We start from the raw sequence: 13,168 nt of genomic DNA, 5'->3' as shown, positions 1-13,168 counted from the left end.
AACCCGTATCGTCATCGGGTCAGCACAGGAAGGATCGCATGTTTCTGTCCGTTTTCGACATGTTCAAGATCGGTGTCGGCCCGTCCTCGTCGCACACGATGGGGCCGATGGTGGCCGCCGCGCGCTTTCTCGACAAGATGCGCGCCGCCCCGTTCGAGCCTCACGGCCTGCGCGGCTCGCTGCATGGCAGTCTTGCCTTCACCGGCATCGGCCATGCCACGGACCGCGCCACGATACTGGGCCTCGCGGGTTTTCGCCCCGAGGATTACGACCACGACACGGCCGAGGCGACGCTTGAGCAGATTCGCGAAACCCACACCCTGCGTCCGCCCGGCCTGCCGGAACTGGCCTTTCACCCCAAGGATGACCTGATCTTCGATTTCGGTCCCAACCTGCCGGGCCATGCCAATGGCATGATCCTGATGGCCACCGACGCCCAGGGCGACGTGATCCTTCAGGAGACATATTATTCCATCGGCGGCGGTTTCGTGATGACCGAGGCCGAACTGGCCCAGGGCCGCAACACCGACGAGGGCGAACCCGTCCCCTATCCCTTCAAATCCGCCGCCGAGATGCTGCAAATGGCCGAACATTCGGGCAAGACCGTCGCCCAGATGAAAAAGGCCAACGAGATTTCCCGTGGCGGCCCGGAAAACCTGCGCTCAGGTGTCGCGCGGATCTGGAAGGTGATGGATGACTGCATCGAACGCGGTATCGAATCCGAGGGCGAACTGCCCGGCGGCCTGCGCGTGCGCCGCCGCGCCAAGGGCATCCGCGATGCCCTCCTCGCCGAACGCGGCACCAACCTTCAGGCGCCCCACAAGATCAACGACTGGATCAGCCTCTACGCGATGGCCGTGAACGAAGAGAACGCCGCCGGCGGTCAGGTCGTGACCGCGCCCACCAATGGCGCTGCGGGCGTGGTGCCCGCCGTCATCAAGTACTGGCTCGAACATGTCCCCGGCGCGTCCGAATCCCAGATCGAGGATTTTCTCCTGACCGCCGCAGCCATCGGCGGGCTGGTGAAATACAACGCCTCGATTTCGGGCGCCGAGGCGGGATGTCAGGCCGAGGTCGGCAGCGCCGCCGCGATGGGTGCCGCCGGACTGGCCGCCGTGCTGGGTGGCACCCCCGCCCAGATCGAGAACGCCGCCGAAATCGCGCTGGAACATCACCTCGGCATGACCTGCGACCCCGTGAAGGGGCTGGTGCAGGTGCCCTGCATCGAACGCAACGGCCTTGGCGCGATCAAGGCGGTCAGCGCGGCCAGCCTCGCCCTGCGCGGCGACGGCACCCACCTTGTGCCGCTCGATGCCTGTATCGAGACCATGCGCCAGACCGGCGAGGACATGAGCGAAAAATACAAGGAAACCTCGCTTGGCGGCCTTGCCGTGAACGTGCCCAACTGCTGAACGCGCGCGGCGCGCCTAGGCAGGCCAGCTTGCGCGCGCATCGAGCAGCGCGCCTGCCGCCACTTCCAGCATCGCCTCGGGCAGGATGACCAGCATCTTGGGCGCGGTCAGCGACAATTGCACCGGCCCCGTCGCGTGGTTCGACGTGCCGATCCTCCCGTCGGGCGCGAAATTCAGCCCCGCGATGGAATATTCCAGCCCCTCCGACAGCCCCTCGACCGCCCCCAGCGGAAACAGCGATACCTCGCAGCCCTCGGGCAGGCCGATCGACAATTCCGGCGGCGCAAGGAACACCAGCTCCTCGCGCCCCAGCAGGATGCAGCGCCGGTGCGGGTGACGCACCAGCGTGTTGTAGGCCGCCAGCTGATGATCCAGCCGCGCGCCCGAAAACCCGATTCCCACCACCAGCGGCGCGGCGATGTTGCCAAGGCACTTGTCGAAATCCGTGCTGTCCTGATCCGCGATCGGATGCAGCGCCTCGTCGGGAAACCGCGCCCGCCCTTCGGCGCTGAGCGAATCGAAATCGCCGATCACCGCCTCGGGAATCACCCCGTTGGCCAGTGCCGCATCCGCCCCGCCATCCGCCGCAACCACCCTCGGGCCCAGTGCGCGGGCGCGCTTCAGAAGAAATTTGTCTATTTCTGCGCCCCCAATCAGGGTGATTGGCTCTGCTGCCTCAACAATCATCTGACATTTTCCTGATTAGCCGATATTTAGGAAACTGATCACATTCTCACCATGAAATGATACGCTAAAGTTCCAAGAATCGGGCGCCTTTGGTCTTGGCAAGCATGGTAAAGACGAATGTCGCAGGTCAAGAAGAGCGAGCATTCAAATGGTTAGTGGAAGTAAGATTCTCACAGTTTCGTACGGGACATTCTCGTGCACACTCGAAGGATTCGACGATTCCTTCGACACGATGAAGGCAATCGCCGAGTATTTTCGCGACCTGGCGGCCGATGACAGGTATTTCGGTGCCGAGCCACCGACCCCGGACGCCGAGATGCTCGCCCGGATCGCCGAGCGCGAAATCTCGCGCCGCGTCGAGGCGCGTCAAGGCGAAGGCGGGATTGTCCTGCGCGCTGCCGACTCTTCGGCCCTTGCCGGTCTGACCGCGCCCTACGCGCTTCAGCCTCAGCCCGCCGCCAGTCAGCCTGCGCCCGCTCCGGCCCCCGAGGCCGAAGCACCCGACACAGCGGCACCCGAAGCCCCGCTTCAGGAAAGCCCCGCCGAGGCCGCTGAACCCGCGGCCGAACCCAAGGCCGCCGAACCGGCGCCGGAACCCGAGGTTGCCGAAGCGCCCGAGTCCGTTTCCACCGACGAAGAGGAAACCGCTGCCGAAGCCGCAGAGGCCGCGCATCCCGCCGTCACCGAAGACGCCAGCGAAGAGGTTCTTTCCGAAGCATCGGAACCTGAACCCGAAGCAATTGCTGAACCGGCACCCGAACCGGAACCGGAATCCGTTGCCGAAGCAGAACCGGAGCCGGAAGCCGTGGCCGAGCCGGAAGCGGAGCCCGTACACGTCGCCGAGGCCCAGCCCGAGTCCGAAGATGACAGCGTCGCCGCCAAGCTGCGCCGCATCCGCTCGGTCGTGATGCAATCCGAACGCAGCTACGCCGGGGATGAATTCACCGAGGACGAACACGCCGACGATGAAAGCGCGGGCGACTACCTCGATGACGCCGCCGCCGATCTCGATGCCGCCCTCGAAGCTGACGACGCCGCAGAACTTGCGCAGGCCACGCCGCTTCAGGACGACGAGGAAGACGAGCTCGATTCGATCCTCTCGCGCTTCAATGCCGACCGCGACACCGTCGCCGAGGAACCCGCCGATACTGGCGATACCCTTGAAACCGAAGAGGAAATTCCGAACGCAACCAGCGATGAGGTTGAACTGGCGCATGATACGCTGGCGCAGCTTCTGGCCGACGCCCTGCCGGCAAAAGCCGCTGGCGATGCCGCCGAAGCCGCTGCGGACGCAGACGCTCAAGCACCCGAATTCGCTGAGGCGGAACCCGAGGCCGACCCCGTCGAAGATGACATCGCCGACGAAGACACCGCCGAAGACGCCGAAGAATCCGGCGAAGACATGGTCGAGCCGCGTGAACCGCTGCGCGCCCGTGTCGTCGCCATCAAGCGCAGCGAACTCGAAGCTGCTGCCGCCGCGCAACAGTTCGAAGAGGAACTCGCCGAGGACGACACCGCCGCCGCCACATCCGACGACGACGATGACGAGGAAGACGATGCGCCCGCCTCGCTTCTCAGCCCCGAGGAAGAGGCCGATCTTCAACGCGAACTGGCCGCGCTCGAGGCCGAGATGGGCGACGACGCGCCCGAATCCGAGGGCCGTCTTGTCGCAGACCAGGACGACGATGACGACCTTTCGGAATCCGCGCTGGACGACGAATGGGCCGACACCGCCGAGGCCGACGAAAACGACGAAGATCGTCCCCAGCCCGCACCTGCCCTTGGCAAGCTGGACGAGGGCGAACCCCATGCGGATGTGAACCGCATTTTCGCCAAGACCGACAGCCACCGTGACGCGCCTGAGGCCAACCACCGCCGCAGCGTGATCCAGCACCTGCGCGCCGCCGTCGCCGCCACCCGCGCCGACAAGAAGGCCGGGATCGCGGATGACCCCGGCAAGGACGACACGCCCTATCGCTCGGATCTGGCGGATGTGGTGCGCCCGCGCCGCCCGCGCGCCGACGCCACGCGCGAGCACACCCGCTCGCCCCGGCCCGAGGAAACCCGGCCCGCGCCGCTCAAGCTGGTGGCCGAACAGCGGGTCGATGTCGAAACCCCGCGCGAGCCGATCCGCCCGCGTCGCATCTCTGCTGCCGAGTTGCAGGCCGATCCGGCCGCCGTGGACAGTGGCTTTGCCGATTTCGCCAGCGAAATGGGCGCGACCGAGCTGCCCGACCTGCTCGAGGCCGCCGCCGCCTATCTCGCCGATGTCGAAGGCCGCCCGCAATTCTCGCGCCCGATGCTGATGGGCAAGCTGCGCGAAGTGTCGGATGCCGGGTTCTCGCGCGAAGACGGCTTGCGCAGCTTCGGCAAACTCCTGCGCGACGGCAAGCTGCAAAAGCTCAAGGGTGGCCGCTTCAGCGTCACCGAGGAAACCGAGTATCGCAACGCCGAAGGGCGCAATCGCAACGCAGGCTGAGCGGAGGGACCGCTCCTTCAGACGCCCGGTCCGGCCCTCGTGCCGCGCCGGGCGTCTTCACATCCGGCTCAGACCCCGGCGGGCAGCCATATGGTGCGGATCATGCTCGCCCGGTCCAGAAACGCCGGGTCCTCGCCCTCTGCACCGAACCAGTCGCGCGCATGGCCGTCATTGACCCAGGTCCGCTTCATCGCCTCCGCGCTCTCGCGCTCGATCATTGCCGACAGGTCGCTCGATGAAAAACACCACAGCGCGTCGATCTCCATATGCCGTGCCATCGCAGGCGCCAGATCCGCGTGGCTTCCCGTCAGCAGGTTGACCGCGCCGGGCGGCATCTGCAGGCACTCGAAAATCAGCGACAGTTCGGGTGCCACCAGCGGATAGGCTTCGGATGCCACCAGAACCGCACGGTTTCCCATCGCCAGGATCGGCGCCAGCACCGAAACAAGCCCCAGCAGCGGCGCCTCGTCGGGGCAGATCGCGCCGATCACGCCTACCGGCGCGCGCGCGGCCACCGCCAGCCCGTGCATCGCCACGCCAGGTGCGCGTGCGGCAATCGCGTCGGCGCGCGCGGCATAGCTGCACAGCCGCTCGATCGCCGTATCGACCTCCTTCTCGCCACCACGACCACCTGTCAAATCATTGATAAGGTGTGATAAATCGTCCTTTCGCGTCGTCAGCGCGTGGCTCATCGCGAGCAGGGCGCGTGCCCGGTCGCGCCCGCTTCTGCGGCTCCAGTCCGCGGCGTTATGCGCCGCGCCGACCGCCGCGCCGACATCGCTTGTCCCGGCCTGCGCCACCTGTCCCAATATCCGCCCCGCCTTGTCATGCACGTTGCGGCAATAGCCGCCGGGGCGCACCTGCCGCCCGGCGATGAACAGCGTTGCATCGGTCACGCCCGGCGCTTCCGCGCTCGCCGCCGCGCCATTGGCGCTGGCAAAGGGCTCGATCCGGGGCAGGGGTCTCGGCTTTCCATTCGTTCCCGTATGGTGCGCCAGCCCGTCCCATCCCCCATCGCGCCCGAACCCGGCTTCGCGCAGCCCGCCCTGCGGCGCGGCGGCATCCGTCAGCCCCGTGGCATTGATCCAGACGACACCGGCCGCAAGCCTCGGCGCCAGGTCCAGCACCAGCGACAGCGTCTCCGACCAAAGCGAGACCGCCCCCGCATGGCCCGTGTTGTTGATCAGCTGGACCGCCTCCTGCGGCGTTCTGAAACTCATCGCCACTGCGACGGGGCCGCGAATATCAAGGTGCATCGCCGGATCGGCGGGCGCCAGCCCGGTGATCAGGGCAGGGCGGTGATACTGCCCGCCGGGCGAAGGCCGGGTCGGGACGAACAGATCGCCTCCGGCGCGGGCAATCAGATCGGCCATCCGCCCGCGACCCGCCGGGTTCGCCATCGCGCCGATATCCGTGCACCGATCCAGCGGATCGCCGATCCGCAGGTTTTCCATACGGTTGCGTAGCTTTTGATGAAACCGCTCCGCCACACTCTCCTGCACCAACAGCCGATGCGGGCTTTCATAGGAAACTGCCAGCGCCTCGATTGCGGAATCCAGGTCGGCATCGTCAAACACGACGAAACTGTCGGCCGCATCCATCTCCAGCGACAACACCTTTCCTGCCCCCGCCGTCGCGCGGCGCAGCGCGCGCCCCGCCGTCAGCGATCCGGCAAAACCGACCATGTCGGTCCCCTCGTGGCACGCAAGGCTCTCGCCCACTGCGGCATCGCCGGTCAGGATATTGACCACGCCCTTCGGCAATCCTGCCTGCCGGCAGAGATCTGCAAACAGCAAGGCGCTCAGCGATGCCCATTGCGAAGGCTTCACGATCACGCTGTTGCCCGCCGCCAGCGCCGGGGCCAGCTTGCGCGCCAGCACCGCCAGCGGCATCCGCGACGGCAGGATCACCGCGCAGACACCCAGCGGCGCACGCCCCGGCAATTCACTCTCGATCAACCGCGCCAGGCTGGCATGATGCTGAAACTGCCGCTCCACCTGCGTCACGTCATGGTCGCGCACCGCACCGATGGGTCGCCCGGTATCCAGCACCTCGATCACCGCGCAAAGCCGCGCATTGTTGGCAACCACCCGCGCCAGCGCGTCCAGATGCCGTGCCCGTCCGGCCCCGCCCAGCCCGGCCCATTTGCGCTGCGCCTTCCCGGCGGCGCTCACCGCGCTGTCCAGATCCTCCTGCGTCGCCGCCGACAATGTCGCCAGAACCTCGCCATTCGCCGGGTTCACGGCGTCGAACCCCGCCCCCGGCGCGCCAAAGGTGCCGTTGATGAACTGCCCGAAACGGTCGCCCTGATCGACCAGCCATGCCAGTGCCTCGGCGGCGCTTTCCGGGGCGTCGCCATAGGCCATGCTGTCATATTCCTCGCGCACGCTCATGTTCCTGTCCCCGCTTCCATCATCCGATCCCGTGGCGCCAGCCCGCCGATGGCCGCCCGCTCACATGCTGCTCAAGCTGCCGTTCTATATCCGCCAGCAAGGACGACGCCCCGAAGCGAAACAGCTCCGGCGACAGCCACTCGCGGCCCAGCTCCTCGCGCAGCATCGCAAGATAGGCCAGCGCCTCGCCCGCCTTTGAAATGCCGCCCGCCGGTTTCATGCCCACCCGCCAGCCGGTCCTTTCGTGATAGTCGCGGATCATCCGCAACATCACCAGCGTCACCGGCAGCGTCGCGTTCACCGGCTCCTTCCCGGTCGAGGTCTTGATGAAATCCGCGCCGGCCATCATCGCCACCATCGCCGCGCGCGCCACGTTGCGCAGACCGCCCAGCTCTCCCGTGGCAAGGATCGCCTTCATATGCGCCGCGCCGCAGGCCGCGCGAAACGCCCGCAGCTCGTCATGCAGCGCCTCCCAGCGCCCCTCCAGAACCCGTCGGCGCGAAATCACGATGTCGATCTCCTGCGCCCCGGCGGCGACGCTGGCCTCGATCTCGGCGATGCGCAGGCGCATCGGCGACAGCCCCGCCGGAAACCCGGTCGAGACCGCCGCCACCGGAATGCCCGTGCCCTCCAGCGCCTCGAGCGCGGGTGTGATCATCTCGTGATAGACACAGACCGCGCCCACGCGCAGCCCCTCCATCCCCATCGCCTCCAGAAGGTCCGGTCGCAGCGGCTGGCGCGCCTTGGCGCAAAGCCGCGCAACCCGCGCCGCCGTGTCGTCGCCCGAGAGGGTGGTAAGGTCCATGCAGGCCACCGCCTTGCACATCCACGCCGCGCGCTGCTCGCCGGTCAGGACGCGCCGCGCGGGCAGGGCCGCCGCCGCCCGGTTCACCGCCGGCGCGTTCACCCGCAGCGCGCCGATCCAGTCCATGTCCAGCGCCATGCCCGCATTGCGCAAGCCCCCGGCTTGCGGCGACTGCGTGACGTGATCCTGTCCGAAGCCCTGCATCGGCATGCCGCCATGTCCTGAAAAATCCCTGGGCCAGACTCGCATGCGCCGGGAAACTTGGCAAGCGCGCGCGTTGTTTCTTGCAATTGCGAATAATTCGCAATTGCATTGACTCCGGCCCTGCCCAGCCCCATAGTTCCCCTGTTCGCAGTCAGTAACGGAGCCCTCATGACCCGTCTCTCCCGGCGCCGCCTCCTCGGTCAGGCCGCTTCGGCCCTCGCGCTTGCGGCCACGCCGCTAAGGGCCGCGCCGCCCGCGCTCGACATCGTGGCAACCACCGGCATGATCGCCGACGCCGCGCGCAATATCGGCGGTGACCTCGTGAATGTGCGCGCACTCATGGGCTCGGGCGTCGATCCCCATTCCTATCGCCAGACCCGCAGCGACATCGTCGCGCTGACCCGTGCCGATCACGTCCTCTGGCATGGCCTCTATCTCGAGGCGCAGATGGAAGACATGCTGCTCAAGCTCTCGCGCCGTGGCACCGCCACCCCGGTCGGCGAGGCCGTGCCGCGCGCGCAGCGGATCGCGCATGACGAATACGAGGGGCGCTTTGACCCCCATGTCTGGATGGCGCCCGCGCTCTGGGTTCATGTCCTGCGCGCCGTGCGCGATGCGCTCACCACCCTTGCGCCCGCCCATGCCGACACTTTCGCCGCAAACACGGACGCCTATCTTGCGCGCATCACCCAGCTTGACATCTACGCGCAAGAGGTGCTCTCGACCGTGCCGCCCGCATCCCGTGTTCTGATGACGGCGCATGACGCATTCGGCTATTTCGGCCGCGCCTACGGGTTCGAGGTGATCGGCGTGCAGGGCATCTCGACGGAATCCGAGGCCGGGCTGAACCGTATCCGCACCCTTTCCACCCTGCTGGCCGAGCGCGACATCCGCGCGGTCTTTGTCGAAACCTCCGTCTCGGATCGCAATATGCGCGCACTGGCCGAAGGCGCCGCCGCTCAGAACCATGAAGTCAGGATCGGTGGTTCCCTCTATTCCGACGCGATGGGCAAGCCCGGCAGCTACGAGGGCACCTATATCGGCATGATCGACCACAACGTCACCACCATCGCCGCCGCGCTGGGCGGTCAGGCCCCCGAGAGGGGCATGGATGGCCTCTTGCAGGCGGGATTGTGAGCATGAAGCACGACAGCACCCGCCCCGAGGCCGTCAGACCGGCCATTCCCGCGACCGCCGGTGATGCGCCGTCGGTCCCTCTGGCGATCAGCGGCCTCACCGTGTCTTACGGCGATATGCCTGCCGTCAACGATGTCAGCGTCGCTTTCCGCTCCGGTGCCATGACCGCGATCATCGGTCCCAACGGGGCGGGAAAATCGACGCTTCTGAAATCCGCCCTGGGGATCGTGACGCCGCTCTCGGGGCAGGTCACCTGCTGGGGCAGGCCGCTGGCGCGGCAACGTCACCGCATCGCCTATGTACCCCAGCGCGCCGCCATCGACTGGGAGTTCCCCGCCCGCGCGCTCGATGTGGTGCTGATGGGCATGTATCGCGAGCTTGGCCTCCTGCGCCGGGTGCGTGCATCGCATCTGGCGCGGGCCATGTCCTGCCTTGCCCGCGTCGGGATGGAGGATTTCGCCGACCGCCAGATCGGCCGCCTCTCGGGCGGCCAGCAGCAACGCGTGTTCCTTGCCCGCGCACTGGCGCAGGGCGCGGACCTCTACATGCTCGACGAACCCTTCGCCGGGGTCGACGCGGCGACCGAACGCGCCATCATCGCCGTCCTCAAGGAAATCGTCGCTGAAGGCGGCACCGTCATTGCCGTGCATCACGACCTTGCCACCGTGCCGGGCTATTTCGACCGCGTGTTCCTGATGAACGTTCACGCCATCGCCGAAGGGCCGGTCGCCACCGCCTTCAGCCGCGAGAATCTCGACCTGGCCTATGGCGGGCGTCTGGCGCAAGACCCGGTCGGGGCAGCGGGGGCGCGCGATGCTTACTGACGCGCTTTTGCTGCAACTTGGCTACAACGCCACCCTGGTCACGCTGGGCGCGGCGCTGCTGGGCGCGGCGGCGGGGGTGACGGGCGTGTTCCTGGTCCTGGGCAAACGCGCGCTTGTCAGCGACGCTGTCAGCCACGCGACCCTGCCCGGCATCGGGCTTGCCTTCATCGCGATGGTCATGGCGGGGGGTGACGGGCGCGCACTGCCGGGGCTGTTGCTTGGCGCGGCGGCTGCGGCGGGGCTGGGGCTGCTCTGCGTCAGCTGGCTGACCCGGCGCACCCGCCTTGGCGAGGACGCCGCCATCGGCGCGGTGCTGTCGGTGTTCTTCGGCGCGGGGGTGGTCCTTCTGACGGTGATCCAGACCATGAGCGCGGGGCGCCAGGCAGGGCTCGAAACCTTCCTGCTCGGGTCCACCGCCGGGATGCTGCGCAGCGATGCCCTGGTGATCGCCCTGGCGGGGGCGCTGGTGCTCGCTCTGGTTCTGGCGCTGCGCCGCCCGATGACCCTGGCCGCCTTCGATCCCGATTTCGCCGTCGCCCGCGGGCTGAACGTGCGGCGCATCGACCTCGCGGCAATGGGGCTTGCGATGGCGATCACCGTGATCGGGCTCAAGATCGTCGGTCTGATCCTGATCGTCGCCCTGCTGATCATCCCGCCCGTCGCCGCCCGGTTCTGGAGCGATCGCGTCGATCATGTCCTGGCGCTCTCGGGCCTTCTTGGCGGCATCTCGGGCTATGGCGGGGCGGCCCTGTCGGCCACCGCGCCGGGCCTGCCGACCGGGCCGCTTATCGTGCTTCTGTCCTTCGCGCTTTTCGCGCTCTCGCTTCTGGCCGCACCGCGCCGCGGGGTGCTGGCGACGCTCTTGCGCCGCCGCCGCGCCGTCGCGCCGGGGGCGGGGCGATGATGGGCGCCGAGTTCGTCGCCCTGTCGCTGCCCCCCATCCTGATCGGCACCTTGGCGGCCATCGCCTGCGCGTTGCCGGGGAACTTCCTGCTGCTGCGCCGTCAGGCGCTGATCGGCGATGCCATCAGCCATGTGGTCCTGCCCGGTATCGTGTTGGCCTTCCTTGTGACCGGAACCGTCGCCGCCTGGCCGATGATGCTGGGCGCGGGCGCGGCGGCGCTTGTCGCGGTCCTGATGATCGAGACCATCCGCCGCCTTGGCCGGATCGAGCCCGGCGCCGCGATGGGGGTTGTCTTTACCACCATGTTCGCCGCCGGTGTGCTGCTGCTTGAACAAAGCGACACATCGGGTGTGCATCTTGACGTGCAGCACGCGCTTTACGGCAATCTCGAAAGCCTGATCTGGCTCGAGGCGACGGGCTGGGATTCGCTCTGGGATGTCCAGGCCCTCGCGGCGCTGCCGCCCGAATTGCCGCGCATCGCCCTGACGCTCCTGGTCGTGGCGGTGGTCATGCTGCTGTCATGGCGGCCCCTGGTCCTGTCGACCTTCGACGAGGGTTTCGCCCGCACGCTGGGCCTGCCGGTGCGTGCCATCGGCGTGGGCCTGGTCAGCCTCGCGGCACTGGCGGCGGTGGCGGCCTTTGACGCGGTCGGCTCGATCATCGTGATCGCCATGTTCATCTGCCCGCCCGCCGCCGCGCGGCTGATGACCGACCGCCTTGGCACGCAAATCTGGTGGAGCCTCGGCTTTGCGACCCTGTCGGCGGTGCTCGGCTACGTGCTGGCGGGCTATGGGCCGCTCTGGCTGGGGGGCACGCATGCGCTCAGCGCCGCGGGCATGATCGCCAGCGTCTCGGGTGTGATCCTCTTGCTGGCGGCGCTGTTTGGCCCCTGTCGCGCACCGGCAGGGCAGCGGCCCGGCTGAGAGCGCAGGAGCGAGGGACCAGTCCCTCGCGCTCCCTGGGATATTTCCAAACAGAAGAAGGGCTCAGCCGTTCAGCCCGAAGGCCCGCGCCAGCGCGCCGAGTCCCTCGGGCAGAAGGCTTTCCCGGCTGTGGAGCTCGACCGGAACGCCCTGATCCCCCAGCGCCAGATCCAGCCCCGGAGCGGCGCCGTCAGGCGCGATGAGGGCGACCTGCTGCCCGAGCCAATAGGGCCGCGCGGCGGCCAGTTCGACGCCGATCAGATGGCCGGAGATGGCATCGGGCCGGTTCGAGACCTCGGCGGCGCGCAGATGTGCCGCCAGCCTCTCGGGGCGGCTCAGGCTGTCGGCGATCGCATCGGGCGCGGGTGGCATGGTGCCGCCCAGCGCCGACACAAGCCGCGGCGTAAGGAAGCTCTGCGCGCTCACGGCCTCGCCCGCGCTGATCTGGACCCAGTGGTTGATGCCGTCCTCCAGCGCGCAGACCACCCCGTCCCAGCCGGGCTGGCGCGCCAGCAGGCCCGCGATCCACAGCCGCACACGGGCAGCGATCACATCGGGCGGGGCTTTTTGCACAAGACCCGGCAGGGCAGCGCCCGCCGCACCGGGCAGGACCGGGGCGGGCAGGGGATCGGGGGCGCCGTCACCGATCCGGACCTGCTGCGCGGCCTCGAATGCCAGTGCCGCAAGCGCGCCGGCCTCGTCGGGCGCGCGGGTGCTCTTGATCAGGCTGGCGCCGCGCATCGCATGGGCGCTGATGTCGGCGCCGTCGCGGCCAATGGCGATCCAGTCGGTCATCGCCCCGGTCAGCCCCGTTCGATCTGGCGGATCAGCCCCGCCATGTCATAGCCCGCCGCCCGCGCCCTGCGGATGACCTCGTCACCGCCCAGCGCCTCGTAGCTGACCATGCTCCAGAGCATCGTGCAGCGCGTCCCCGAGCGGCAATAGGCCAGCACCGGGCGTTCCATCTCGTCAAGCGCGCGGGCGAAGTCGCGGATCGTCGCCGCCGGGGTCGGCCCCAGCGGGATCGGCACCGAGCGGACCTCGAGCCCGGCATCGCGTGCCGCCTCGGCCACCGCCGCGTAATCTGGCTGTCCGGGTTCCTCGTCATCGGGCCGGTTGCAGAGCACCGAGCGGAACCCCGCTGCCGCGATGGCCGGAATATCGCCCGGCGAGATCTGAGGGCTGACCGAGATGTCCCCGGTAATCCTGCGTATGTCCATGGCGCGCCTCCTTGGTCAGACATTCATATGCGACGAACTGCCCCGCGACTTCAACATCTGCCTGCATGGCGCGCCGCTGCCCGGCGCGATGACCGCGCCGCCCGCACCCGGCCTTGCGCAGGTCTTGTTCATGTCAAGGGGGCGGTCGGCAATTTCCGGTAAATCGACGCATTTGATCTT

The 13,168-nt window shown here is 68.0% G+C and carries 10 protein-coding genes and 1 pseudogene; 6 read left to right on the top strand and 5 right to left on the bottom strand.

Annotated features, from left to right (window positions below):
- Positions 1–38: 38 nt before the first annotated feature.
- Positions 39–1,412, top strand: coding sequence for an L-serine ammonia-lyase (locus tag ROH8110_RS09705; RefSeq protein ID WP_085817544.1), 1,374 nt, complete (start codon positions 39–41; stop codon positions 1,410–1,412).
- Between the two features lie 15 nt (positions 1,413–1,427).
- Here the strand turns inward: ROH8110_RS09705 and ROH8110_RS09700 are convergent, their stop codons facing one another.
- Positions 1,428–2,099 (bottom strand): thiamine diphosphokinase, encoded by a 672-nt coding sequence (locus ROH8110_RS09700; protein ID WP_085817543.1) that lies wholly within the window; start codon positions 2,097–2,099, stop codon positions 1,428–1,430.
- 232 nt (positions 2,100–2,331) lie between these two features.
- Here ROH8110_RS09700 and ROH8110_RS09695 point away from each other — a divergent pair, with 232 nt between their 5' ends.
- Positions 2,332–4,578, top strand: coding sequence for an MSCRAMM family adhesin (locus ROH8110_RS09695; protein ID WP_085817542.1), 2,247 nt, complete (start codon positions 2,332–2,334; stop codon positions 4,576–4,578).
- Between the two features lie 68 nt (positions 4,579–4,646).
- On the opposite strand, the gene ROH8110_RS09690 is transcribed toward ROH8110_RS09695, so the two are convergent.
- The gene (locus tag ROH8110_RS09690) at positions 4,647–6,971 is read right to left on the bottom strand and encodes an aldehyde dehydrogenase family protein (protein ID WP_085817541.1); all 2,325 of its coding nucleotides are present in this window, start codon (positions 6,969–6,971) and stop codon (positions 4,647–4,649) included.
- Between the two features lie 19 nt (positions 6,972–6,990).
- Entirely contained in the window at positions 6,991–7,980 is a 990-nt protein-coding gene (gene deoC, locus ROH8110_RS09685; protein WP_085817833.1) for a deoxyribose-phosphate aldolase, read from the bottom strand.
- 168 nt (positions 7,981–8,148) lie between these two features.
- On the opposite strand from deoC, the gene ROH8110_RS09680 reads away from it, so the two are divergent.
- The 4 genes and pseudogenes from ROH8110_RS09680 (at position 8,149) to ROH8110_RS09665 (ending at position 11,768) form a co-directional block, all read left to right on the top strand.
- On the top strand, positions 8,149–9,117 hold the full coding sequence (locus ROH8110_RS09680; RefSeq protein WP_085817540.1) for a metal ABC transporter solute-binding protein, Zn/Mn family: 969 nt from the start codon (positions 8,149–8,151) through the stop codon (positions 9,115–9,117).
- A gap of 2 nt (positions 9,118–9,119) precedes the next feature.
- The gene (locus ROH8110_RS09675; RefSeq protein WP_085817539.1) at positions 9,120–9,941 is read left to right on the top strand and encodes a metal ABC transporter ATP-binding protein; all 822 of its coding nucleotides are present in this window, start codon (positions 9,120–9,122) and stop codon (positions 9,939–9,941) included.
- Positions 9,931–10,818 (top strand): annotated as a pseudogene (locus tag ROH8110_RS09670) (metal ABC transporter permease); the annotation flags it as partial. The gene ROH8110_RS09675 and the pseudogene ROH8110_RS09670, both read left to right, overlap by 11 nt.
- 26 nt (positions 10,819–10,844) lie before the next feature.
- Complete coding sequence (locus tag ROH8110_RS09665) at positions 10,845–11,768, top strand: metal ABC transporter permease (protein WP_085817538.1); 924 nt, start codon at positions 10,845–10,847, stop codon at positions 11,766–11,768.
- Between the two features lie 63 nt (positions 11,769–11,831).
- Here ROH8110_RS09665 and ROH8110_RS09660 read toward each other — a convergent pair whose 3' ends face one another.
- Both ROH8110_RS09660 and ROH8110_RS09655 read right to left on the bottom strand, forming a co-directional pair.
- Complete coding sequence (locus tag ROH8110_RS09660) at positions 11,832–12,563, bottom strand: 2-dehydro-3-deoxygalactonokinase (RefSeq protein ID WP_085817537.1); 732 nt, start codon at positions 12,561–12,563, stop codon at positions 11,832–11,834.
- Positions 12,564–12,571: 8 nt separating this feature from the next.
- Entirely contained in the window at positions 12,572–12,988 is a 417-nt protein-coding gene (locus tag ROH8110_RS09655; RefSeq protein ID WP_085817536.1) for a protein tyrosine phosphatase family protein, read from the bottom strand.
- Positions 12,989–13,168: the final 180 nt, after the last annotated feature.

It is taken from the genome of Roseovarius halotolerans, from assembly GCF_900172255.1.
Taxonomy (GTDB): domain Bacteria; phylum Pseudomonadota; class Alphaproteobacteria; order Rhodobacterales; family Rhodobacteraceae; genus Roseovarius; species Roseovarius halotolerans.
Note: the sequence above shows the minus strand (reverse complement) of the source record. Positions and strands in the feature narration are given on the sequence as shown.